22 protein-coding genes and 2 pseudogenes are annotated in these 22,422 nt (G+C 68.4%); 14 read left to right on the top strand and 10 right to left on the bottom strand.

Annotation, left to right across the window (positions count from 1 at the left end):
- Positions 1-12 precede the first annotated feature (12 nt).
- The gene (gene dapE / locus ACXDF8_RS20425; protein WP_457225097.1) at positions 13-1,101 is read left to right on the top strand and encodes a succinyl-diaminopimelate desuccinylase; all 1,089 of its coding nucleotides are present in this window, start codon (positions 13-15) and stop codon (positions 1,099-1,101) included.
- Here the strand turns inward: dapE and ACXDF8_RS20420 are convergent.
- A pseudogene (locus ACXDF8_RS20420) lies at positions 1,083-2,228 on the bottom strand (AAA family ATPase); the annotation flags it as partial. The gene dapE and the pseudogene ACXDF8_RS20420 overlap by 19 nt on opposite strands.
- Positions 2,229-2,303: 75 nt before the next feature.
- Between ACXDF8_RS20420 and ACXDF8_RS20415 the strand changes: the two are divergent.
- The 7 genes from ACXDF8_RS20415 to ACXDF8_RS20385 all read left to right on the top strand — a co-directional run bounded on the left by ACXDF8_RS20415 (position 2,304) and on the right by ACXDF8_RS20385 (position 7,901).
- Positions 2,304-2,873, top strand: a complete 570-nt coding sequence (locus ACXDF8_RS20415; protein ID WP_457225096.1) for a cytokinin riboside 5'-monophosphate phosphoribohydrolase — start codon at positions 2,304-2,306, stop codon at positions 2,871-2,873.
- Between the two features lie 38 nt (positions 2,874-2,911).
- Positions 2,912-4,702 carry a long-chain-acyl-CoA synthetase FadD6 gene (gene fadD6 / locus ACXDF8_RS20410; protein WP_457225095.1) on the top strand — a complete coding sequence of 597 codons (1,791 nt, stop codon included), beginning with the start codon at positions 2,912-2,914 and terminating at the stop codon, positions 4,700-4,702.
- Between the two features lie 140 nt (positions 4,703-4,842).
- Positions 4,843-5,667 (top strand): dihydropteroate synthase, encoded by an 825-nt coding sequence (gene folP / locus ACXDF8_RS20405; protein ID WP_457225120.1) that lies wholly within the window; start codon positions 4,843-4,845, stop codon positions 5,665-5,667.
- Entirely contained in the window at positions 5,664-6,602 is a 939-nt protein-coding gene (locus ACXDF8_RS20400) for a glucosyl-3-phosphoglycerate synthase (RefSeq protein ID WP_457225094.1), read from the top strand. Before folP ends, ACXDF8_RS20400 begins: the two co-directional genes overlap by 4 nt.
- A 51-nt stretch (positions 6,603-6,653) precedes the next feature.
- Positions 6,654-7,004: a DivIVA domain-containing protein gene (locus tag ACXDF8_RS20395; RefSeq protein WP_457225093.1), complete on the top strand. Its 351-nt coding sequence runs from the start codon at positions 6,654-6,656 to the stop codon at positions 7,002-7,004.
- On the top strand, positions 7,001-7,624 hold the full coding sequence (locus ACXDF8_RS20390) for a DNA-3-methyladenine glycosylase I (RefSeq protein ID WP_457225092.1): 624 nt from the start codon (positions 7,001-7,003) through the stop codon (positions 7,622-7,624). Before ACXDF8_RS20395 ends, ACXDF8_RS20390 begins: the two co-directional genes overlap by 4 nt.
- A 109-nt stretch (positions 7,625-7,733) precedes the next feature.
- On the top strand, positions 7,734-7,901 hold the full coding sequence (locus ACXDF8_RS20385) for a DUF3117 domain-containing protein (protein ID WP_005059648.1): 168 nt from the start codon (positions 7,734-7,736) through the stop codon (positions 7,899-7,901).
- 56 nt (positions 7,902-7,957) lie between these two features.
- Here ACXDF8_RS20385 and glgA read toward each other — a convergent pair whose 3' ends face one another.
- The gene (gene glgA, locus ACXDF8_RS20380; RefSeq protein WP_457225091.1) at positions 7,958-9,121 is read right to left on the bottom strand and encodes a glycogen synthase; all 1,164 of its coding nucleotides are present in this window, start codon (positions 9,119-9,121) and stop codon (positions 7,958-7,960) included.
- 206 nt (positions 9,122-9,327) lie between these two features.
- Here glgA and glgC point away from each other — a divergent pair, with 206 nt between their 5' ends.
- On the top strand, positions 9,328-10,542 hold the full coding sequence (gene glgC, locus ACXDF8_RS20375; protein ID WP_457225090.1) for a glucose-1-phosphate adenylyltransferase: 1,215 nt from the start codon (positions 9,328-9,330) through the stop codon (positions 10,540-10,542).
- A gap of 221 nt (positions 10,543-10,763) precedes the next feature.
- Here glgC and ACXDF8_RS20370 read toward each other — a convergent pair whose 3' ends face one another.
- The 6 genes and pseudogenes from ACXDF8_RS20370 to ACXDF8_RS20345 form a co-directional block, all read right to left on the bottom strand.
- Positions 10,764-11,357: a DUF4126 domain-containing protein gene (locus ACXDF8_RS20370; protein ID WP_457225089.1), complete on the bottom strand. Its 594-nt coding sequence runs from the start codon at positions 11,355-11,357 to the stop codon at positions 10,764-10,766.
- A 20-nt stretch (positions 11,358-11,377) separates the two neighbouring features.
- A pseudogene (locus tag ACXDF8_RS20365) lies at positions 11,378-12,051 on the bottom strand (methyltransferase family protein).
- A gap of 9 nt (positions 12,052-12,060) precedes the next feature.
- The gene (locus tag ACXDF8_RS20360; protein WP_457225088.1) at positions 12,061-13,677 is read right to left on the bottom strand and encodes an ABC transporter permease; all 1,617 of its coding nucleotides are present in this window, start codon (positions 13,675-13,677) and stop codon (positions 12,061-12,063) included.
- Positions 13,674-14,597 (bottom strand): ABC transporter ATP-binding protein, encoded by a 924-nt coding sequence (locus tag ACXDF8_RS20355; RefSeq protein WP_457225087.1) that lies wholly within the window; start codon positions 14,595-14,597, stop codon positions 13,674-13,676. The genes ACXDF8_RS20360 and ACXDF8_RS20355 overlap by 4 nt, the downstream gene beginning before the upstream one ends.
- Entirely contained in the window at positions 14,563-15,240 is a 678-nt protein-coding gene (locus tag ACXDF8_RS20350) for a TetR/AcrR family transcriptional regulator (protein ID WP_457225086.1), read from the bottom strand. Before ACXDF8_RS20350 ends, ACXDF8_RS20355 begins: the two co-directional genes overlap by 35 nt.
- A 69-nt stretch (positions 15,241-15,309) precedes the next feature.
- The gene (locus ACXDF8_RS20345; RefSeq protein ID WP_457225085.1) at positions 15,310-15,747 is read right to left on the bottom strand and encodes a hypothetical protein; all 438 of its coding nucleotides are present in this window, start codon (positions 15,745-15,747) and stop codon (positions 15,310-15,312) included.
- 283 nt (positions 15,748-16,030) lie between these two features.
- Between ACXDF8_RS20345 and ACXDF8_RS20340 the strand changes: the two genes are divergently transcribed.
- Positions 16,031-16,954 carry a LysR family transcriptional regulator gene (locus ACXDF8_RS20340; protein ID WP_457225084.1) on the top strand — a complete coding sequence of 308 codons (924 nt, stop codon included), beginning with the start codon at positions 16,031-16,033 and terminating at the stop codon, positions 16,952-16,954.
- Here the strand turns inward: ACXDF8_RS20340 and ACXDF8_RS20335 are convergent.
- Positions 16,951-17,616, bottom strand: coding sequence for an O-methyltransferase (locus ACXDF8_RS20335; protein WP_457225083.1), 666 nt, complete (start codon positions 17,614-17,616; stop codon positions 16,951-16,953). The two genes, ACXDF8_RS20340 and ACXDF8_RS20335, sit on opposite strands and share 4 nt — an antisense overlap.
- A gap of 218 nt (positions 17,617-17,834) precedes the next feature.
- Here ACXDF8_RS20335 and sigE point away from each other — a divergent pair, with 218 nt between their 5' ends.
- The 4 genes from sigE to tatB all read left to right on the top strand — a co-directional run bounded on the left by sigE (position 17,835) and on the right by tatB (position 21,186).
- Entirely contained in the window at positions 17,835-18,608 is a 774-nt protein-coding gene (gene sigE, locus ACXDF8_RS20330; RefSeq protein WP_457225082.1) for an RNA polymerase sigma factor SigE, read from the top strand.
- A 134-nt stretch (positions 18,609-18,742) separates the two neighbouring features.
- The gene (gene rseA / locus ACXDF8_RS20325; protein WP_457225081.1) at positions 18,743-19,177 is read left to right on the top strand and encodes an anti-sigma E factor RseA; all 435 of its coding nucleotides are present in this window, start codon (positions 18,743-18,745) and stop codon (positions 19,175-19,177) included.
- Between the two features lie 79 nt (positions 19,178-19,256).
- The gene (gene htrA, locus ACXDF8_RS20320) at positions 19,257-20,753 is read left to right on the top strand and encodes a serine protease HtrA (protein WP_457225080.1); all 1,497 of its coding nucleotides are present in this window, start codon (positions 19,257-19,259) and stop codon (positions 20,751-20,753) included.
- A 4-nt stretch (positions 20,754-20,757) separates the two neighbouring features.
- A complete protein-coding gene (tatB, locus tag ACXDF8_RS20315) occupies positions 20,758-21,186 on the top strand; it encodes a Sec-independent protein translocase protein TatB (RefSeq protein ID WP_457225079.1) in 429 nt (142 codons plus the stop codon).
- Positions 21,187-21,275: 89 nt separating this feature from the next.
- On the opposite strand, the gene ACXDF8_RS20310 is transcribed toward tatB, so the two are convergent.
- On the bottom strand, positions 21,276-22,418 hold the full coding sequence (locus ACXDF8_RS20310; RefSeq protein WP_457225078.1) for an Mrp/NBP35 family ATP-binding protein: 1,143 nt from the start codon (positions 22,416-22,418) through the stop codon (positions 21,276-21,278).
- Between the last annotated feature and the right edge of the window lie 4 nt (positions 22,419-22,422).

Below are 22,422 nucleotides of genomic sequence, written 5' to 3'. Positions count from 1 at the left end.
GCCTGGGAAGTTGTGGCCGCCCCAATAGACCTGCGCGCGGATCCGATCGCGCTGACCGCTGCCCTCGTCGACATCCCCAGCGAGTCGCGCGACGAGGCCCGTATCGCCGACGAGGTCGAGGCCGCGCTGCGCGAGCAGGCCCCCGGCTTCGAGGTCGTCCGCAACGGTGATGCGGTGCTGGCCCGCACGAACCTCGGCCGCCCGTCGCGGGTGCTGCTGGCCGGTCACCTCGACACCGTGCCCATCGCCGACAACGTGCCGTCCCGCTTCGAGGGCGATCACCTGTTCGGCTGCGGCACCTCCGACATGAAGTCCGGTGACGCGGTCTTCCTGCATCTGGCCGCCACCGTCGCCGACCCGGTGCACGACATCACGCTGGTGATGTACGACTGCGAGGAGATCGAGGCCTCGGCCAACGGCCTGGGCCGCATCGAACGGGAGCTGCCGGACTGGCTGGCCGCCGACGTCGCGATCCTCGGTGAGCCGTCCGGCGGCTACATCGAGGCCGGCTGTCAGGGCACCCTGCGGGTGGGGATCTCGGCGACCGGGACCCGGGCGCACTCGGCCCGATCGTGGTTGGGTGACAACGCGATTCACAAGCTCGGCGCCGTCCTGGACCGGTTGTCGGGCTACGACGCGCGCATCGTCGACATCGATGGCTGCACCTACCGCGAGGGGCTGTCGGCAGTCCGGATCGACGGGGGAGTGGCCGGCAACGTCATCCCGGACGCGGCCGCACTGACCGTCAACTTTCGGTTCGCCCCCGACCGCACCCCACAGGACGCGCTCGCCCACGTGCGGGAGGTGTTCGACGGACTCGACGTGCACCTGGAGCAGACCGACGCCGCCGCCGGCGCGCTGCCCGGCCTGCATCACCCCGCGGCCGCGGCGCTGGTGGAGGCCGCCGACGGCATGGTGCGCGCCAAGTACGGCTGGACCGACGTGGCCCGATTCGCCGCGTTGGGCATCCCCGCGGTGAACTACGGGCCCGGTGATCCGAACCTGGCGCACCGGCGCGACGAACGCGTCGCCGTCGCGCAGATCACCGCCGTCACACAGGCGCTGCGCCGCTACCTGACGGGTCAGCCCGCGATGTCCTGAGCCTGCCGTTCGGCGTCCGCGGCGACGCCCGCCATGCCGATGGCGGCGAACTCCGCCGCGGCCGCCCGCAGTCGGTCGGGTTCACGTGCGGTGAGTGCCCTGGCGTACTCGAGGGCCAGACGTGCGACCAGGGCGTCGACGCTCAGCCGTTCCAGGACGTCGGCCGCCCGGGTGTCGCCGAGCCGGACCGCATCGAGCAGGGCGCGCACCGCGACAGCCGACTGCCCGCCGCGCTCGGCGGTCCGGGCGGCGTCGCGGGCCGCGGCGATCGCCTCCGGCCTGTCCCTGCGGGCGGCGGCCGTCCACGCCTTGGCGAGCCCCAGCTCCGGAGCGAACAGCATCGACTTCAGGCCGTGCTTGGATTCCGCCCGTGCCAGGATCCGTCCGGCGTCGGCCAGCCGGCCGGCCTGGGCGTGGGCCCGAGCCAGCAGCATCCACGCCAGCGGCCCCCAGGAGTAGCCGGTCGGGGCCAGTGCGGTGGCCGACTCCTCGAGCAGCTCGGCTGCCGGGGCGGAATCACCGCGGGCGATCAGCACGTCGGCCACGAGCAGTGTCCCGATCGCGTGGGCGGGCTGACCGCGGTGTGCGTCGTCCACCAGCTGCTGGGCCAGCTCCTGCGCCCGATCCAGCTCACCGGAGAGCACCAGCGCCGTCGTCTGGCCGTACGCGGAGGTGAACCGCAGCAACCCCGGATGCCCGGCGGCGATGGCCCGCTCGGCGAGGTCGTCGACGTCGGCGAAGGCGCCCATCCGCGCCCTGCACAGGGCGGCCGCCGCGGCCGCCCACCCGATGGCCTGATCGTCGGAGTCGGCGGACGCGAGCACCACACCCGCCAATTCCATCGCCCGCTCGGGACTGCCCGCGTTCATCGCGAAGGTGCCCAGCAGCGCGTCGACCGTCGCCACCGACGGACCCGAGGACACCCGGTTGCGCAGCGTGCGCAGGAATGCCGTCGCGCGTTCGGGTTCGTCGAGCATCCAGAACTGATTGGCCGCTCGCGGCAGCGCCCACGCCATCAGCTCGGACTCGCTCAGGGCGGCGGGATCGATGCCGGCGAGCACGTCGGCGGCCTCGCGGCCGAGGCCCTGCCACGCCAGCTCCTGCGCTTTGGCGAGCGTGGCTTCCAGCGACAGTGACACCGCCGAAGTGTATGGCTCCGCCGTGGCTGGGCACGGCGAAATGCTGCGCGCTAGGTTTCTCGGGTGCAGCCCCAACCTGACACCCGTGCCGAACGGGCGGTGTGCGTGTACTGCGCCTCCGGCCCACGCCATCCCGACCTGCTCGACCTGGCCCGCCGGGTCGGTGAGGGGATCGCTGACCGGGGCTGGACCCTGGTCTCCGGCGGCGGCAACGTCTCGGCGATGGGCGCGGTAGCCGACGGTGCCCGGGCGCACGGCGGACGGACCGTCGGTGTCATCCCCAAAGCCTTGGTGCACCGCGAACTCGCCGATGTCGACGCCGACGAACTGATCGTCACCGACACCATGCGGCAGCGCAAACAGGTGATGGAAGACCGCAGCGACGCGTTCATCACGCTGCCCGGCGGAATCGGCACGCTGGAGGAACTTTTCGAAACCTGGACCGCTGGGTACCTGGGAATGCATGACAAGCCGGTCGTGCTGCTCGATCCCGCCGGCCACTATGACGGCCTGCGGACCTGGCTGGCATCTCTGGTGGACACGGGCTACGTCGCATCCGCCGCCCTCGGCCGGCTCCTGGTGGCCGACGACGTCGACACCGCACTGGAGTTCTGCTCGACCGGCCGCCGTTAGGCTGGCCGCCACGCCCCAAACCATGAGAGGTGGCACACGTGCCCGGTGACGACTCTGGCTCGCACAAGCATTCGGTCGGACTGCTCGACCTGGCGACCCGGTTGCCGGCGGTGGTGATGGACGCCCCGGTGATCGCGCGGGGTGCGCTGACCGGGCTGCTGGCCCTGCCCACCTCAAAGGCCTCGATCGGCAAGGTGTTCCAGGACCGTGCGGCCCGCTACGCCGATCGGGTCTTCATCCGGTTCGGGGAGCAGAAGCTCACCTATCGCGAGGCCAACGAGACCGCCAACCGGTACGCGGCCGTCCTGGCCGACAAGGGTGTCGGCCACGGCGATGTCGTCGGGATCATGCTGCGCAACTCGCCCAACGCGGTGCTGATGATGCTCGCCGCGGTCAAGTGCGGCGCGGTGGCCGGCATGCTGAACTACCACCAGCGCGGAGATGTGTTGTCGCACAGCATCGGTCTGCTCGACGCCACCGTGGTGGTCGCCGAGTCGGATCTGATCGAAGCGATCAACGACAGCGGCGCGCAGATCGCCCAACTGATGACCGTCGAGGAGATGGTGGAGCAGGCCGAGGGCAAACCCACCGGCAACCCGGCGTCGGCCGCGCAGGTGCGGGCCAAAGACACCGCGTTCTACATTTTCACCTCGGGCACCACCGGCCACCCGAAGGCCAGTGTGATGACCCACCACCGCTGGCTGCGCGCACTGGCCGCGTTCGGCGGCTTGGGTCTTCGGCTCAAGAGCGACGACACGCTGTACTGCCCGCTGCCGCTCTACCACAACAACGCCCTGACGGTCGCGTTGTCCTCGGTGATCAACGCCGGCGGCACACTGGCACTGGGCAAGTCGTTCTCGGCGTCGAGGTTCTGGGACGACGTCATCGAGATGGAGGCCACTGCCTTCATCTACATCGGCGAGGTGTGCCGCTACCTGCTCAACCAGCCGCCGAAGGACACCGACCGGGCGCACAAGATCCGCGTCATCACCGGCAACGGACTGCGCCCGGAGATTTGGGAGGAGTTCACCCGCCGGTTCGGCATCGGCCGGGTGGCCGAGTTCTACGCCGCCAGCGAGGGCAACACCGCCTTCATCAATGTCTTCAACGTCCCGAAGTCCACCGGGATCAGCCCGCTGCCGCTGGCCTACGTCGAGTACGACCCGGAGACCGGCGATCCGGTGCGCGACGAGAGCGGCCGGGTGCGCAAGGTGCCGCCGGGGCAGCCGGGGCTGCTGATCAGCCCGGTGAACAGGCTCTCGCCGTTCGACGGCTACACCGACAAGGCAGCCACCGAGAAGAAGCTGGTGCGCGACGCCTTCAAGAAGGGCGACGTCTGGTTCAACACCGGTGACGTGATGAGTCCGCAGGGCATGGGGCATGCGGCGTTCTCCGACCGGCTCGGTGACACGTTCCGCTGGAAGGGCGAGAACGTCGCCACCACCCAGGTCGAGGCCGCCCTGTCCGAGGACAAGAACATCGAGGAGGCCACGGTGTTCGGCGTCGAGGTGCCCCACACCGGCGGGCGGGCCGGGATGGCGGCGATCAAACTGCGCGACGGTGTCGAGTTCGACGGCAAAACGCTGTCCGACACCGTGTACGCCAACCTGCCCAGCTATGCCGCGCCGCTGTTCATCCGGATCGTGGAGTCGCTGGAGACCACCTCGACGTTCAAGAGCCGCAAGGTCGACCTGCGCAAGCAGGGCTACGGAGCCGACGGGGACGAGATCAAGGACCCGCTCTACGTGCTGGCCGGCCGGGAGGATGGCTACGTGCCGTTCTACGCCGAGTATCCCGAGGAAGTCGCCGCCGGCAGCAGGCCCAAGTAGCCCTTGCGCCCAAACCAACATTTGGCAGAAGAAGTACGAGTAACTCGCAGCATTTCGTCGATCTCGGCGTCACCAGGCACCATGGTGAGGTGACGTCGACGTTCTGCGGCCGGCCGGTTGCTGGTGATCGCGCGCTAATCATGGCGATCGTCAACCGCACGCCGGACTCGTTCTACGACCGGGGTGCGACGTTCACCGACGAGGCCGCCAAGCAGGCCGCGCACCGGGTCGTCGCCGACGGCGCAGACGTGGTCGACGTTGGTGGCGTCAAGGCCGGCCCGGGAACGGTGGTCGACGCCGACGAGGAGATCGCCCGCGTCGTGCCGTTCATCGAGTGGCTGCGCGCCGAATACCCCGATCAGCTGATCAGCGTGGACACCTGGCGGTCCGAGGTGGCCAAGCAGGCCTGCGCGGCCGGCGCGGACCTGATCAACGACACCTGGGCCGGCGCCGATCCTCGGTTGCCGGAGGTGGCGGCCGAGTTCGGGGCCGGGCTGGTGTGCTCGCACACCGGCGGCGCCATACCGCGCACCCGCCCGTTCCGGGTCAACTACGGCACCACCGTGACCGGGGTGGTCGACGCCGTGATCGCGGAGGTGACCGCCGCGGCCGAGCGGGCGGCCTCGATGGGCGTCGCTCGCGAGGCGATCCTCATCGACCCCACCCACGATTTCGGCAAGAACACTTATCACGGTCTTACTTTGTTGCGCCATGTAAAAGATCTTGTTAAGACCGGATGGCCCGTCCTGATGGCCCTGAGTAACAAGGATTTTGTCGGGGAGACTTTGGGAGTGGAGCTCACCCAACGCCTCGAGGGCACCCTGGCGGCGACGGCCCTGGCTGCCGCCGCCGGCGCCCGGATGTTCCGGGTGCACGAAGTGGGTCCCACCCGGCGCGTGCTGGAAATGGTCGCGTCGATCCACGGTGAGCGTCCGCCCACGCGGACGGTGAGGGGACTGGCATGACCGAACTGATGGCCAACGACACACTTCCCGGTGACACCTGGCTGTCCGATCACAGCTGGAGCCGCCCGGACTGGACCGTCGCCGAACTCGTGGCCGCGAAACGAGGCCGCACGATCTCCGTCGTCCTTCCCGCGCTCAACGAGGAGGAGACCGTCGGATCGGTGATCGGGACGGTCCGCCCCCTGCTGGGCGGTCTGGTCGACGAGATCATCGTGTTGGACTCCGGCTCCACCGACGGCACCGAGATCGAGGCGATCGCCGCGGGTGCCCGGGTCGTCAGCCGCGAGCAGGCACTGCCCGAGATCGTGCCGCAGCCGGGCAAGGGCGAGGTGCTGTGGCGGTCGCTGGCGGCCACCACCGGCGACATCATCGTGTTCATCGACTCCGACCTGATCGACCCCGACCCGATGTTCGTGCCGCGGCTGGTCGGGCCGCTGCTCACCGGTGACGGGATCCACCTGGTCAAGGGTTTCTACCGGCGGCCGCTGAAGGTCGGCAAGGGTGAGGACGCGAACGGGGGCGGCCGGGTCACCGAGCTGGTCGCCCGCCCGCTGCTGGCCGCGCTGCGCCCCGAGCTGGGCTGCGTGCTGCAGCCGCTGGGCGGCGAGTACGCCGGTACCCGCGAACTGCTCACCTCGGTGCCGTTTGCACCGGGCTATGGAGTGGAGATCGGGCTGCTGGTCGACACCTACGACCGGCTGGGCCTCAACGGCATTGCGCAGGTGAATCTGGGTGTACGGACCCACCGCAACCGTCCGCTGACCGAACTGGGCGCGATGAGCCGCCAGGTCATCGCGACCCTGCTGTCGCGGTGCGGCATCGACGACTCGGGGGTGGGGCTCACCCAGTTCCTGCCCGACGGCGCCGACGGCTACCTGCCCCGCACGACGACGGTGTCGCTGGCAGACCGGCCGCCGATGAACACCCTGCGCTGAAATACGCGCTCGGCGGCGGCCTTGTCGGCCGATTAAGGCAATATCGTTGACGTGACGTTGATCCTGCTCTACCTCGTGGTGCTGATTTTGATCGGCATCGTCCTGTTCGGGGTGGCGAGCCTGGTCTTCGGCCGGGGCGAGGAACTGCCCCCGCTGCCGCGGGCGACCACCGCCACCGTGTTGCCGGCCTCCGGTGTCACCGGCGCCGACGTCGAGGCGGTGAAGTTCACCCAGGTGTTGCGCGGCTACAAGACCAGTGAGGTGGACTGGGTCCTCGACCGCCTCGGCGCTGAACTCGACCAGCTGCGTGGCGAGCTCGCCGCCGTCCGTGCCGCCGCCGGCCTGGACGAACCTGCCGTCACCCACCACGCCGCCCCCGCCACGGACGGGGAGCCGGTGTGACAGTCCCGGCCGAGGATGACGGGCGCAGCCGCTGCGAATGGGCCCAGATGCAGTCGGTGCTCTACCGCGACTACCACGATCAGGAGTGGGGTCGGGTGCTGCGCGGCCGGGACGCGCTGTTCGAGCGGATGAGCCTGGAGGCCTTCCAGAGCGGCCTGTCCTGGCTGATCATCCTGCGCAAGCGGGAGAACTTCCGTCAGGCGTTCGCTCGCTTCGACATCGAGACGGTGGCTGCCTACACCGACCGCGACGTCACCCGGCTGATGGCCGATGCCGGCATCGTGCGCAACCGGGCCAAGATCGAGGCCACCATCGCCAATGCTCGGGCCGCGGCCGACCTCGACGTCGACCTGTCCGACCTGCTCTGGTCGTACGCGCCGCCGCGGCGACCCCGCCCCGCGACCATGGCCGACGTCCCGGCGCTGAGTCCCGAATCCCAGGCGATGGCCAAGGACCTCAAGAAACGGGGATTTCGCTTCGTCGGTCCGACCACCGCATATGCGCTCATGCAGGCAACCGGCATGGTCGACGACCACGTCGCCTCGTGCTGGGTGCCCGGACAGCTGACGGGGGAGTCCAAAGGCCCCAATCGGGTGCTTCACACCCCGGTCGGCCGATGAGGAACAATAGAATCGAAAACAAGCAGTTCAGTGCCGGGTGCACCAGCCATGTTCCCGGCGCCGGTGGGTCCGCGAAGACGGGCCGGCTCGAATCTGGAGGGAGTGCTCGATGGCGGCGATGAAGCCCCGGACTGGTGACGGTCCGCTGGAAGCAACCAAGGAGGGGCGCGGCATCGTGATGCGAGTACCGCTGGAGGGCGGTGGACGGCTCGTCGTGGAGTTGACGCCCGATGAAGCGGCCGCCCTGGGTGACGAACTCAAGAACGTCACCAGCTAACTGATCGACCGATGAAACCCCGCGCGAGGGCGCGGGGTTTCACTCTGCCGGCAGGCTCACGCCGACACTTTGCGGTAGATCTCCAGAGTCTGGTCGGCGATGTGCGCCCAGGAGAACTCCTCGATACAGCGTTGCCGCCCCGCCGTGCCGTACCGGCGGGCCCGCTCGGGATCACTCACCACCGCGTTCACCGCTTCGGCCAGCCCAGCCTCGAAGCCCGCGGGGTCGGCCGCCTCGTAGTGCACCAGCGCTCCCGTCACCCCGTCGTCGACCACCTCGGGAATACCGCCCACGTCGGACGCGACGACGGCGGTGCCGCAGGCCATCGCCTCGAGGTTGACGATACCCAGCGGCTCATACACCGACGGACAAATGAAGGCCGTTGCTGCCGAGAGGATTTCGCGGATCTTCCCGATGGGCAGGAACTCCTGTACCCAGAACACTCCGCTGCGGCGTTCGGCTAATCGCTGGACCGCCGTGCTAACTTCGGCGGCGATCTCCGGTGTGTCGGGTGCGCCGGCACACAACACCAGCTGGATGTCCGGGTCGAAGCGGTGCGCGGCCGCGATCAGGTGCGGCACGCCCTTCTGCCGGGTGATGCGCCCCACGAAGGCCACCATCGGCCGGTCCGGGTCGACGCCGAGTTCGGCCAGCACCGACTCACCACGCTCCGGTGGCGCCGGATACCAGACGTCGGTGTCGATTCCGTTCTTCACCACGTGAACCCGGTTGGGATCCAACGCGGGATAGACCGACAGCACGTCCTCGCGCATCCCCGAGCTGACGGCGATCACCGCGTCGGCGCCCTCGACGGCCGTGCGCTCCACCCACAGCGACACCCGGTAGCCGCCACCGAGTTGTTCGGCCTTCCACGGCCGCAGCGGTTCCAGTGAGTGCGCGGTCAGGACATGGGGCACACCGTGCAAGAGCGCGGCCACGTGGCCGGCCATCCCGGTGTACCAGGTGTGCGAGTGCACCACGGTCGCGTCGGCGGCCGCGTTGGCCATCACCAGGTCCGCCGACAGCGTGGACAGGGCCGGGTTGGCACCCCTGAGCGCCGGATCCGGTTGGTGGACGAAGGCTCCGGGGCGCGGGGCGCCCATACAGTGCACGTCCACCTCGCACAGCCGGCGCAACTGCGCGACGAGTTCCGTCACGTGCACGCCCGCCCCGCCGTAAACCTCGGGTGGATACTCCCGAGTCATCATCGCCACCCGCATACGCCAGACGGTAGTGGCAGCGGAGCGCCGATGCAGCATTGTGGTCCGAGGTCGTCGAGTTGTTCGTGGTCGCGGTGTTTGTCGCCGACGCGTTTGTGGTCAACGTGCTTGCGCGCGACCTCAAGTCGACCCCAAGTCGCGACACAGCGAGCTGCAAAAGGGCCAATGGCCTAGCCGTTGGTAGCGCGTGCCACTAGGTTTGCAGCATGAGGGAATTGCCACACGTGCTGGGCATCGTCCTGGCCGGCGGAGAGGGCAAGCGCCTGTATCCGCTGACCGCCGACCGAGCCAAGCCCGCGGTTCCCTTCGGGGGCGCCTACCGGCTGATCGATTTCGTGCTGTCGAATCTGGTCAACGCGCGCTACTTGCGGATCTGTGTGCTCACCCAGTACAAGTCGCATTCTCTGGACCGGCACATCTCGCAGAACTGGCGGCTGTCCGGCCTGGCCGGTGAATACATCACCCCGGTGCCGGCCCAGCAGCGCCTCGGCCCCCGCTGGTACACCGGCTCCGCCGACGCGATCTACCAGTCGCTGAACCTGATCTACGACGAGGACCCCGACTACATCGTGGTGTTCGGTGCCGACCACGTGTACCGGATGGACCCCGAGCAGATGCTGCATTTCCATATCGAGAGCGGCGCCGGCGCAACGGTTGCCGGCATCCGGGTGCCCAGGGCCGAGGCGCACGCGTTCGGCTGCATCGACGCCGACGAGTCCGGTCGCATCAAGGAGTTCGTCGAGAAGCCGGCCGACCCGCCGGGCACCCCCGACGACCCGGAACAGACCTTCGTCTCGATGGGCAACTACATCTTCACCACGAAGGTGCTCATCGACGCCATTCGTGCCGACGCCGACGACGACAACTCCGACCACGACATGGGCGGCGACATCATCCCGCGGCTGGTCTCCGACGGCATGGCCGCCGTCTACGACTTCAAGAACAACGAGGTGCCCGGTGCCACCGAGCGCGACCACGGCTACTGGCGCGACGTCGGGACCCTCGACGCGTTCTACGACGCGCATATGGATCTGGTGTCGGTGCACCCGGTGTTCAACCTGTACAACAAGCGCTGGCCGATCCGCGGCGAGTCCGAGAACCTTGCCCCCGCCAAGTTCGTCAACGGCGGCTCCGCCCAGGAGTCGGTCGTCGGTGCCGGCAGCATCATCTCGGCCGCCTCGGTGCGCAACTCGGTGCTGTCGAGCAACGTCGTCATCGAAGACGGTGCCATCGTCGAAGGCAGTGTGCTGATGCCGGGTGTGCGGGTGGGCCGCGGCGCGGTGGTGCGCCACGCGATCCTGGACAAGAACGTCGTGGTCGGCCCCGGCGAGATGGTCGGGGTCGATCTGGAGAAGGACCGGGAGCGCTTCGCGATCAGTTCGGGTGGCGTGGTCGCCGTCGGCAAGGGTGTTTGGATCTAGCCGGGCGCAAGCCCATCGCCGCCGATACGCTGGACGCTACTGCTGCCGTCGGGATCACTGCCGGTGACCACGAGCGTGCCCGAATCCGGTTCGACAGCAATGGAGTTGGGCTGGCGCACGGTGGGCGGATCGGCGAGTGTCCGGCTGGCTGACGGCGCGCGACGTAGAGCGGGTCGATTCGTCCTAGACCCGCCTGAGCGCTGTGCCCCGCGGCGGAGCGGCTAAACCGGTCGCTGCGCCGCCTTGCGCCGTCGTCGACGGAGCAAGAGCGCGACGGCCGCCCACGCCAGCGCCACCACCACCACGAGCACCAGCGCGGGGATCAGGATCGCCACGAAAACCAGACTTACGCTGGCGATGTCCTCGATCGTGCTCAGCACCGGTGCAGCGGTCCCGGCGGTGGCCACGTTGGCCGCGGGGCGCACCGCCGTCTTCGTCAGATGCACCACCAGAGCGGTCACCACGCCGATCGTCACCGGCACCCACTGGCCGCTGCGGACGAAGTCGCCGGGATCGGCCACTGCCGCCGTCTGGGCCGCCGTGCCCGAGCCGAACACGATCCCGCCCGCGGTCGGCCGCACGAAGGTCTGCACCGCGTCGTTGACGGAGTCCAACGCGGGGATCTTGTCGGCGACGATCTCCACCGCCAGCAGCACCGCGACGATCGCGATGATCCAGCCGTTCTCGAGCCACGACCACGTGTGCGGCAGGGTGATCAGGTTGGTGAACCGGCCGAGCAGACCCATGGCCAACAGCGGGATGTAGGCGTTGAGCCCCGCCGCGGTGGCCAGGCCGAACCCGGTCATCAGCTCCACACGGGTCACCTTAGCGCCGACTACCAGGCCGGCGGCGCCAATCGGTAGCGCACCTTTTGCATGTACTGGTCGTAGCCGGCGAGTTCGGCGTACAGCATCTTCTCCTCGTCGATGATGCGCACGACAAGCAGCATCACGCCAACGATCGCGCCGAGCAGCGCCCAGTAGGACCCCAGCGCGAGCGGGATGCCGATCATCATGACCACGCTGCCCGAGTACATCGGATGCCGCACGAGCCATAGAGCCCGGTGGTCACCAGCGGCTGCTCTCTCTCGACGACGATATTAGCTGCGGCGTAACGGTTTTGGAAGACCACCAACATGGCTACGCCCAAGCCGACCGCCTCCATCACATCCCCGAGCACCGATACGACGGCGGGCGTGTTGGACCAGCCGAACCGTCGGTCGAGGCCTGCCACCACGAGCATTCCGAAGAAGCACCCGACGATCCCGACCACCACCGCCTTCTGCACCGTGCGTGTCTCGGCGAGCGGTCCGGCGTGCATGCGGCGCTCGACCGTTGCCGGATCCTCCCGACCCAGATGCAACGTGGGCAGCAATGACACGACGGCGAACACGCCGATGAACGTCCAGCCCTGCCAGTAGTCCAGCGTGCCCGCCGGTAGGAACAGCACGAGCAGGAAGCCCGCGAAGCTGGCCACCGATGACAACACCACTCGCAACGTGTTCGACATTCTCAGCCCTCAACCAAGATCGCGGCGGCGGTAGAGGAATCCGGCAGCGAGCGTGAGAACAACCGCGATCGCGGTCATCGTGCCCAGCGCTACAACGGAAATCGACGATGGTGCGGTGGTGCGCCCGACGGGGGATGCGTCGATCAGCCAGCGCGGCAGCCGAAGTAGGGCGCCGAGGTACAGTGCGGCCACGACGCAGGTGACCGCCAGCCAACCGAGGCCGGGACCGCGCACCGCCACCCCGAGTGCGGCGACACCGGCCACGACGGCCATGGCGGGCAGGAACGCCAGCGCGGCGCCGGTGAGCCGGATGATCAGGTGCGGGTCGCCGACCGTGAGGGCAGCCCCCACACCATTGCCGAGGCCGGCGCAGGCCAGCAGTATCACCGCACCGGTCAGGGCCGCGAGAACCGCGGAGACCAACCAGGCCCAGCGTGATACCGATCCGGCCAGCACGGCCTCGCCGATGCCGGACCGTTCGTCGCGGTGCAGCCCCACGACCACGGTGACCACGTAGGCGGTGGTCGCCGCGGCCAGGAACTGCGACATCGTGGTGTACACGCCGTCGATCCCGTGTGTCGTGAGGACCCGGGCCAGCAGCTCGTTGCCGTGGGCGGCGTCGAGAAGTGACGTCGCCATCGAGCCAAAGGCCGTCCCGGCCACCAGAAGAGCGATCGACCAGCCTGTCGTCAACCCGCGGTGGGTCACCAGTTGCAGGCCGAAGATGCCGCCGACCGGTGTGGCGCGGGGGTGTTCCGCGGACGTACTCAACACGCCCTCGTCGTACTGGCGCCGACTCTCCAGTAGCAGTGCGGCACTGACCACTACGACGATCAGCAGGGCCAGTAGTACCAGCGGCCACCAGCGCAGTGCGACGAAGGCCCGCATCTGCTGCGCCCAGGCGATGGGGGAGAACCAGCTCAATGGGCTGCCGGAGTTGTCGATGACGTCTCCGGCGCCACGTACCAGCACAGCGGCACCCAGTGTCGCCAGCGCGGCTGCCTTCGCGGTGCGCGCCTGACGCCACAACTGGGCGGCGAGCGCGGCCAGCGCCCCGAAGACCGTGGCGACCGCCACGATGCCCAGACACATCGCCGCGGTGTCGACGACACCGAAACCCGTTGCGGCCATGGCGATAGTCATCGTCACCGCCAGAACGGCGTTGACGGCCCCCATCACGATCACCGCCGCGGTGGTACGGGCATGGCGACCGACCGCCGCGGCTAGCACCAGCTCGGCGGCACCGTCCTCCTCCTCGGCGCGGGTGTGGCGGATGACGGTGAGGATGGCCATGATCGATGCCGCGACGATCATGGTGAGCATCAGCTCGTTGGCCATCATGACACCCAGTTCGGTCTCGCGGACACCGAACGCGGGGCCGCCCAACATCACTCCCGCGGGGGTCTTCAGCAATTCGACCCGGGCCCGGCGCTGCGCCTCGTCGGGGTAGGCCAGTTTGATCCCGTTCGGCGCGTAGACCATCATCGCCGTCAGTACCGCGACCCACGCCCCCAGCCGGATCCGGTCCCGCAACAACGTGAACCGGATGACCGCGGCCAGACCGGCCAACGGGGAGCCCGACGATGCCTGGTGGCGCCCGATGCGGGCGGCCGCGGGGGCGGTCATTGTGCGGCACTTCGATATTCGCGCAGGAACAGGTCTTCCAGCGATGCCGGGGTGACGGTCAGGTCTGCGATACCCAACCCGGTGAGACATCCCATGGTGGCGTCCATCGCGTCGCGGTCCACCGAGAACGTGACCTGGCCGCCGTCGTGGATCTGCACGTCGTGCACGCCGGGCCAGCGGCGCACCTCGGCCGGGTCGTGGCGGGTTCGGGCGGTAACGGTGGTCCGCGTCAGATGGCGCAACTGCGCCAGGGATCCGGACTGCACCGTGCGTCCGGAGCGGACGATGGTGACCGTGTCACAGATCTGCTCGACCTCGGCCAGGATGTGGCTCGACAGCAGGACCGCGGCGCCTTTGGCCGCCACTTCCTGTACGCATTGCTGAAAGGTGATCTCCATCAACGGGTCCAACCCGGATGTCGGTTCATCCAGAATGTAGATCTCGGCGTCGGTGGCGAACGCGGCCACGAGGGCGACTTTCTGGCGGTTGCCCTTGGAATAGGTGCGGGCCTTCTTGTGCGGATCGAGGTCGAATCTCTCGATCAGTTCGGTGCGCCGCGACTGCTGGGCCCCACCGCGCAGGCCGCACAGGAAGTCGATGGCTTGGGCGCCGGTGAGGTTCGGCCACAACGTCACGTCGCCGGGCACGTAGGCGATCCGCCGGTGCAGTGCGACGGCGTCACGCCACGGGTCGCCACCGAGCAGCCGCACCGCTCCGGCGTCGGCGCGCAACAGCCCCAGCAGGATCCGGATGGTGGTCGACTTCCCGGCCCCGTTGGGCCCGAGGAATCCGGTGACCGAGCCGGCCCGGACGATCAGATCCAACCCGTCGAGTGCCCGGGTGTGTCCGAATGTCTTTGTCATTCCGCGGATTTCGACCGCGATATCAGCGCGTGCCGACGTCGCCGATGTCGTCGCCATCAGCATCCCCTTCGTGGTGGGCTGAGAGGTCCTGCCGAGCCGCGAATGCGTCGAACATCGTCGAGTCGGTCATCAGGCCCTGGGTGTAGATCTCGAGAGCGGGCAGCATCATGTCGTTGCTGTAGTCGCGCAGCACCGCCCGGATGTCCGTTGGGGTGTCGTGCAGTTGCAGGTACAGCAGGAATGCGCCGCCGCCGGCCATGCCCAGATATCTGGCCCGGGCGGCGGGGTCTCGGCTGGGTTTGACGGTGCCGGCCCGCACGCCCTCGTCGAGGTAGCTCTCGACATTGGCGATCATGGTCCGCCACAGCTGGTTGGCCAGTTCGCCGCCGGTCTGCATGGTGCGCACCAGGTAGGACATCATCGGCGCGAACGATTCGATCTCGGCGACCTGCGCCAGCCAGGTGGCCGGGTCGCTGGAGCGGATGGTCTCGGACTTCTCGCTGCGGATCTCCTCGGCGATGTAGTCGTCGCACGCTTTGCGCAAGCCGTCCTTGGAGCCGAAGTGGTGGATCACCAGCCCGGGGCTGACCCCCGCTGCCTCGGCGATGGCGCGCACCCCGACGTCGAAACCACGTGCGCCGAACAGATCGACGGCCGCGTCGCGGATGCGAGCAGCAGTGGTCAGGTCTGTTGAACGCATGTTTAGGATGCTAAACGCTCGTTCAGTCCTAGGTCAAGAAAGAACCGTGGATACCGTTCGGTGGGCCGTTCAGGCGGCGTGCGGCAACTCCGACCGGTCGACAATGACGGTCAGCGCCGGCCGGCGCCGACCGGCGCGGTTGAGCAGAATCTCGAAGGTTCGCGCCGCGCCGATAGAGCCGTAGGAGTAGGGCTGGGATCGCCGGATGGTGCCCTCGGCAAGGCCCTCGACCGTGACGTGTACCAGGTGCTTGCCGGATCCATCGCCGGGTTCTGCGGTCTCGGTGACGCTGGCAGTCAATCCGATGAGTGGAATTCGCCGTGCGTTGCGGCGTTGGCCCAGGATCAGAAAGGTGTTGGTGATCCGCAGCTCGGACCAGGTTGCCACGACGCGCTCGGCGCGGTCCCGGCGACTTTGCAGGACCGAGCTCATCGCCGCCCCGATTAGGAGCGCTGCGACGGATGCAATCGATGCCAGCGTGAATGCGGGGCTGATGTGCTGATCCATGGTTCCCCCTGAACCACCCCGCGAAGGCATGCTCTGCCTGCGCGCCATATTTGTTGTGTCGCACAGGATTTGGGTGATGTGGACGATGTAAGCAGGTCGCTCATTGCAAACCCAAAGACAAATCTAGATTGAGGGGATCCTGAATTGCGATGACATCACGATTTTAGATCGAACCTATTTCGGATCGCGATGTAATACGCTCATATTTATTTGCTAGATCTCCACTATGCGTGCGCGTAGCAACGTTTCGGCGCAACAATGTCTGGTCTGATAAGTTCTGACCGTGGAACTTCGCCAGTTGGAATACTTCCTGGTTGTCGCTGGTGAGATGAGTTTCTCTCGTGCGGCAGAGCGGGCGAACGTCGTGCAATCCGCACTGTCGACGAGTATCAGCAAACTTGAACACGAACTCGGCGTGCAATTGTTCGACCGCAGCCGTCAGCGCATCAAACTCACGTGCGCGGGCGAACAGTTCCGGGATCGGGCTGCCGAGGTCCTGCGCGCGGCCCAAGCAGCCAAGGAGTCGGCGCAGACCGCCGGGGGCAACGTCACGGGCACGGTGGAGTTCGGGCAGCTGGTTTGGTGGGGCCCGCTGGACTACGTCGCGGCCCTGTCTGGGTTCGCCCGGGAGAACCCCGGGGTGCGGTTGCGCTCGCACCTGGCGCCCGGTGGATCGTGGGCCTATTTGTCGGCGCTCGTCGAGGGCACCCTGGACCTGGCGGTGATCTCGGCGCCGCAGCGTTTCCCGGCCCAACTCGACATGACCCTGCTCTTCGAAGACACGTTGACGTTCGTCTGCCGGTCCGACCATCCCCTGGCCGGCCGCAAGATCGTCGACATCGCAGACCTGGCGGGGGAGACCCTGCTCGGTTTCCCGTCGGGCTACGGCCTGCGCAGTGTGGTGGACGAGGCGTTCCATGCCGTCGGTGTCGATACTCCCGTCCGCCACGAGTTGACGCTGAGTCCCGCGGCGGTGGCCGAACTGATCCGGCGCGGCGCCGGCGTCGCGCTGGTGCCGGCGAGTGAGGCGAGCCGGACCCGGGAGCTGCGCACGATCGAGCTCGCGAGTCCCGTCCTGTGGCGCGTCTACGTGGCCACCCGCCTGCCGGCCGATGTCAGCCCGGCTACGGCACGGCTGGCCGAACTCCTTATCGGCGCGCCTGGGGCTGCCGGGCACGCGAGCGTGCGGACGGTACGCGGCAGCTAGTCGCGCGCGGCGAGCAGAATTCCGTCGCCGAGGGGTAGCTGCACCGGGGTGAGCCGGTCGTCCTCGGCGATCAGTCGGGCCGCCTCGCGCACCGCGGTCACCTCCGCATCGCTGGCCGTCGGGTCCCCGGCGCGCCCGCCGAGTGCCGACCGGTGCACGACGATGGCTCCACCGGAGCGCAGCAGGCGCACGCCTTCGGCCACGAAGTCGGGGTGGTCGGCGGGTGCCGCGTCGATGAACACCAGGTCATAAGACTCGTCGGCCAGTCGGGTGAGCACCTCCTGAGCCCGCCCGGCGATCAACCTGGTGCGCGACGGACCGATCCCCGCCTCGGCGAAGGCCTGCTTGGCGATGCGCTGGTGTTCGGGTTCGATGTCGATCGTCGTCAGGACGCCGTCGTCACGCATGCCCGAGAGCAGCCACAGTCCGCTGACGCCCGCACCGGTGCCGACCTCGACCACGGCTTTGCCGCCGGTCAGGCGCGCCAGCACGCTCAGTAGCGCTCCGACCGCAGGAGTCACGGCTCCGGCGCCGGTGTCCACGGCTCGCTCACGGGCGGCCGTGACTATGGCGTCCTCGGAGATCGAGCCTTCGGCATGGGCCAAGATGCGGTCTGCGCGGCTCGGCCCGTTCTGGCCGGATTGGTCCTCGGTGGTGGCCATTCTCAGCAGCGTAGAGCACCCGGATCGGCGCGGGGGCAGGCGCGCCCGGGGTGGAAAAGCGTCGCGGACGGCTCGCGACACACCGATGCCGTGCCCTGGATTTGCGAGCGGAATTTTTGGGTATCGGTGGAGTACAGAAAAGGTAACGAAACTATTTCTCAGACAAAGCTTACTGCGCTCATATCGCCGCCACACCGGTGTGGGGAACGGTAGCGGGCATGGAACACCGGGAACGCTGGTCGGGGAATACTCCCGATGGCGCTCGTGTTGACAGCTTTGATGCAGCCGAGGGCGGCAAGCCCGCACTGCAGATCACCCAGGAGGATCCGACGACCACCACAATGACGGCTCCCGCCCACATGTCGCATGTCGAGCAGTTCGCCGACGCCGAGTGGGTCGAGCCGTCCGACGAGCTGCAGGGCACCGCGGTGTTCGACGCCACGGGCGACCGGACGGCCATGCCCTCATGGGACGACCTGGTTCGCCAGCACGCCGACCGGGTGTATCGGCTGGCCTACCGCCTGTCCGGCAACCCCCAGGACGCCGAGGATCTCACCCAGGAGACGTTCATCCGCGTGTTCCGGTCGGTACAGAACTATCAGCCGGGCACCTTCGAGGGCTGGTTGCACCGCATCACGACCAACTTGTTCCTCGACATGGTTCGCCGCCGCGGCCGCATCCGCATGGAAGCCCTGCCCGAGGACTACGACCGGGTGCCGGCCGACGAGCCCAACCCCGAGCAGATCTACCACGATTCGCGCCTCGGTCCGGATCTGCAGGCCGCGCTGGACTCGTTGGCTCCGGAGTTCCGTGCCGCGGTCGTGCTGTGCGACATCGAAGGTCTGTCCTATGAGGAGATCGGGGCGACGCTCGGGGTGAAGCTGGGCACTGTCCGCAGCCGCATCCACCGCGGCCGCCAGGCGCTGCGCGACTACCTGGCAACGCACTCCGGTCAGCGCGGGCTGGACGACTTCGTCGCCGATCGGGTCTGACCCCTCCCGGGCCAGCGCGGGCGCTTATGTCCCGGTGCGGTTCCGAAGTGCGGTCAGGGCATGTCCTTTGGGTCTGCGCGCGCTACATTCGACCTAGCGGCACGAATTTTCGGCGTGACCGAGAGGAGCTGGTGGTGGTCGACCGTGGACATATGTTCCGGCGAGCGTTCTCCTGGCTGCCCGCGCAGTTCGCCTCCCAGAGCGACGCCCCGGTCGGTGCGCCCCGCCAGTTCGGCTCCACCGAGCATCTATCCACCGAGGCCATCGCCGCTTATGTCGACGGCGAGCTGCGAATGAAGTCCTACCTGCGCGCGGCGCACCATTTGTCGCTGTGCCCGCAGTGCGCTGCCGAGGTCGAGGGTCAGACTCAGGCCAGGACCGCACTGCGCGACTCACTGCCGATCAGCATGCCGAGCAGTCTTCTGGGGCTGTTGTCTCAGATTCCGCAGTCCACGCCGGATGAGCCGGCCGCACCGCAGCGCCAGGGCCGGCCCGGTGGTGAGCTTGAGCCCGGAATCGCAGACCAGTTAGCTGACGGCACAGATCGTGGCCGGCGTAAGCGCCGGTAGGGTGGACGTGAAGTCGAGCAGCGACGTGCTCGGTCCCGTAGCACGCGCTCTGAACTGAGCGCTTGGACAGAGGTTGAACTTGAGACCCAATCAAGACAGTTCCGGCACCGGTCCCCGGCTTGCTCCGCGCCCGGTATCCCGCCCTCCCGTCGACCCGGCGGCCAGCCGTGCATTCGGCCGGCCCACGGGTGTCGACGGGTCGTTCGTCGCCGAGGAGCTGCGTCCCGCCAAGTACCGTGGCGACCTCGGCTTCCGGCCCACCGACCAGTCGTCGGACCCGGTGCTCGCCGAAGCGTTCGGCCGGCCGTACCCGGGCGGTGAGTCGTTGCAGCGGCACCCGGCCGATGCCGGGGCGCTGGGCGCCGAGAAGGAAGAGCCCGACGACGTCGAGGACCCGTGGCGCGATCCGTCTGCCGCCGCCGGACTCGGCACACCGGCACTGCAGCAGCCTGCGTCGGTCGTGCCGGCCGGGCCCACCGGCAAGTTGGGTGTGCGGGAGGTCCTGTTCGGCGGACGGGTGTCCTATGTCGCGCTCGCAGTGCTGGGCATCGTCGCCCTCCTGATCGGTTTCGCCGGCGGCTGGGTCGGACGCAAGACCGCCGAAGTCGTCGAGGCCTTCACCACGTCCAAGGTGTCGTTGGCGACTAACAGCACCGGTGAGGTTCCGCCTGGCCGGTTCGCGAAAGTGGCGGCCTCGGTGGCCGATTCCGTCGTCACGATCGAGGCGGTGAGTGACGAGGAGGGCGCGCAGGGCTCGGGCGTCGTCGTCGACGGCCGCGGCTACATCGTCACCAACAACCACGTCATCTCCGAGGCGGCCACCAACCCGAGCAAGTTCAAAATCTCGGTGGTGTTCAACGACGGCAAGGCGGTACCGGCCAACCTGGTCGGCCGCGACCCCAAGACCGACCTGGCTGTGCTGAAGGTCGACAACGTCGACAACCTGACAGTGGCCCGCTTCGGCGACTCCGACAAGGTGCACGTCGGTGACGAGGTCATCGCCGCCGGCGCCCCGCTGGGCCTGCGCAGCACTGTTACACACGGCATCATCAGCGCGTTGCACCGGCCGATCCCGCTGTCCGGTGAGGGCTCGGACACCGACACTGTCATCGATGCCATCCAGACCGATGCCTCGATCAACCACGGCAACTCCGGTGGCCCACTGATCAACATGAACTCCGAGGTCATCGGCATCAACACGGCCGGCAAGTCGTTGTCCGACAGCGCCAGCGGCTTGGGCTTCGCGATCCCGGTCAACGAGGTCAAGGAGACCGTCGAGGCGTTGATCAAGGACGGCAAGGTCGCCCATCCCACCCTGGGCCTGTCGGCGCGGTCGGTCAGCAACGACCTCGCCCAGGGCGCGCAGGTCGCCAACGTCAAGGCCGGCAGCCCCGCCGAGAAGGCTGGCATCCTGGAGAACGACATCGTGGTCAAGGTCGGCAACCGGACCGTGGCCGACGCCGACGAGTTCGCCGTCGCGATCCGCCAGCTCAAGATCGGGCAGGACGCTCCCATCGAGGTCATCCGGGACGGCCGCAAGGTCACGCTTACGGTGAACCCCGCGCCGGACAACTGACGCGATGTTCGCCAACGTCGGGTGGGGCGAGATGCTCCTGCTGGTGGTGGTGGGCCTGGTGATCCTCGGCCCGGAACGGCTGCCCGGTGCTATCCGGTGGACGTCGAGCACGCTGCGCCAGGCTCGTGACTACATCAGCGGCGCGACCAGCCAACTGCGCGAGGATCTCGGACCCGAGTTCGACGACCTGCGTCAGCCGCTGAGTGAACTGCAGAAGCTGCGCGGGATGACACCGCGGGCCGCGCTGACCAAACACCTGCTCGACGGGGACGACTCCTGGCTCAACGAGGCGTTCCAGGCGCCCGGAGCCGCTGGGTCGGCGACACCGGGTAGCGACAAGCCGCACAGCGCCGGCGGTCCGGAGCCGGTACCGCCCGCGCCCGAACCGCTGCCGCCCGGCACGCCGGCGCCGTTCGACTCCGACGCGACCTAAGGAATCGGCCCCGATTCTGCGCCCAGCGCATCGACTCTGCGGTGCGCGTGGGTATTCGGGTTGAGCACACGCGCCCAGCGCAGACTCGATCAGCCGTGGCGGGTGGTATCCAGGCCCAGCGACATCCCGGCCAGCCCACGCCGGCGCGCGGCGAGCTTGTCGGCGATCCCGCGCAGCTCCTTACCCGCCGCCGAATCGGGCGCTGAGAGCACCAGCGGCACCCCCGAGTCGCCCGCCGAGACCAGCGCGGGATCCAGCGGCACCTGACCCAGTAGCGGCACATCGGCGCCGACCGAGCGGGTGAGACTGTCGGCGACCTGCTGGCCGCCACCAGCACCGAAGATCTGCATTGTCGTCCCGTCGGGCATCAGCAGCCCGGACATGTTCTCCACCACGCCCACGATGCGCTGGCGGGTCTGCAGGGCGATCGCCCCCGCGCGCTCGGCGACCTCGGCCGCGGCCAGTTGCGGGGTCGTCACGACCAGGATCTCGGCACCGGGAACCAGCTGGGCCACCGAGATCGCCACATCGCCGGTGCCCGGCGGCAGATCCAGCAATAGGACGTCCAGGTCGCCCCAGTAGACGTCGGCCAGGAACTGCTGCAGGGCGCGGTGCAGCATCGGCCCGCGCCACACCACCGGGGCGTTGCCCTGGGTGAACTGGGCGATCGAGATCACCTTCACCTCGTGGGCGATCGGCGGCACGATCATCGACTCGACCTGAGTCGGGCGGTCGTCGGTGCCCATCATCCGCGGCACCGAGTGGCCGTAGATATCGGCGTCGAGCACGCCGACCGACAACCCGCGGGCCGCCATGGCGGCAGCGAGATTGACCGTGACGCTTGACTTTCCGACCCCGCCCTTGCCGGAGGCCACGGCGTACACCCGGGTCAGCGAACCGGGCTGGGCGAACGGGATCACCGGTTCGGCAGCGTCGCCGCGCAGCTGCTTACGCAGTTCGGTGCGCTGCTCGTCGTTCATCACGTCCAACACGACGGTGACCGCGCCGGTGCCCGGCACGTCGGCGACGGCCTGGCGCACCCGATCGGTGATCTCGGTCTTCTTCGGGCAGGCCGCGGTGGTCAGATAGATCTCGACGTGCACGGCGCCGTCATCGGCGACCGAGATGCTCTTGACCATGTTCAGTTCGGTGATGGGCCGGCGCAGCTCAGGGTCGATCACCTTGGCCAGCGCGGCGCGCACCTGGGTCGGCAGCTCGCTTGTTTCAGACATCAGC

This window comes from Mycolicibacterium sp. CBM1, assembly GCF_054073305.1.
This window is presented reverse-complemented; position numbering and strand designations above follow the sequence as displayed.

Excerpts from the sequence above, each read along its gene's own strand:
- glgA (WP_457225091.1), bottom strand. The coding sequence starts at position 9,121 with ATGCGGGTGGCGATGATGACTCGGGAGTATCCACCCGAGGTTTACGGC.
- ACXDF8_RS20355 (WP_457225087.1), bottom strand. The coding sequence starts at position 14,597 with ATGGCGACGACATCGGCGACGTCGGCACGCGCTGATATCGCGGTCGAA.
- glgC (WP_457225090.1), top strand. The coding sequence starts at position 9,328 with ATGAGGGAATTGCCACACGTGCTGGGCATCGTCCTGGCCGGCGGAGAG.
- sigE (WP_457225082.1), top strand. The coding sequence starts at position 17,835 with ATGGAACACCGGGAACGCTGGTCGGGGAATACTCCCGATGGCGCTCGT.
- ACXDF8_RS20345 (WP_457225085.1), bottom strand. The coding sequence starts at position 15,747 with ATGGATCAGCACATCAGCCCCGCATTCACGCTGGCATCGATTGCATCC.
- ACXDF8_RS20335 (WP_457225083.1), bottom strand. The coding sequence starts at position 17,616 with ATGGCCACCACCGAGGACCAATCCGGCCAGAACGGGCCGAGCCGCGCA.
- tatB (WP_457225079.1), top strand. The coding sequence starts at position 20,758 with ATGTTCGCCAACGTCGGGTGGGGCGAGATGCTCCTGCTGGTGGTGGTG.
- ACXDF8_RS20350 (WP_457225086.1), bottom strand. The coding sequence starts at position 15,240 with ATGCGTTCAACAGACCTGACCACTGCTGCTCGCATCCGCGACGCGGCC.
- ACXDF8_RS20400 (WP_457225094.1), top strand. The coding sequence starts at position 5,664 with ATGACCGAACTGATGGCCAACGACACACTTCCCGGTGACACCTGGCTG.
- ACXDF8_RS20385 (WP_005059648.1), top strand. The coding sequence starts at position 7,734 with ATGGCGGCGATGAAGCCCCGGACTGGTGACGGTCCGCTGGAAGCAACC.
- ACXDF8_RS20310 (WP_457225078.1), bottom strand. The coding sequence starts at position 22,418 with ATGTCTGAAACAAGCGAGCTGCCGACCCAGGTGCGCGCCGCGCTGGCC.
- ACXDF8_RS20360 (WP_457225088.1), bottom strand. The coding sequence starts at position 13,677 with ATGACCGCCCCCGCGGCCGCCCGCATCGGGCGCCACCAGGCATCGTCG.
- folP (WP_457225120.1), top strand. The coding sequence starts at position 4,843 with ATGGCGATCGTCAACCGCACGCCGGACTCGTTCTACGACCGGGGTGCG.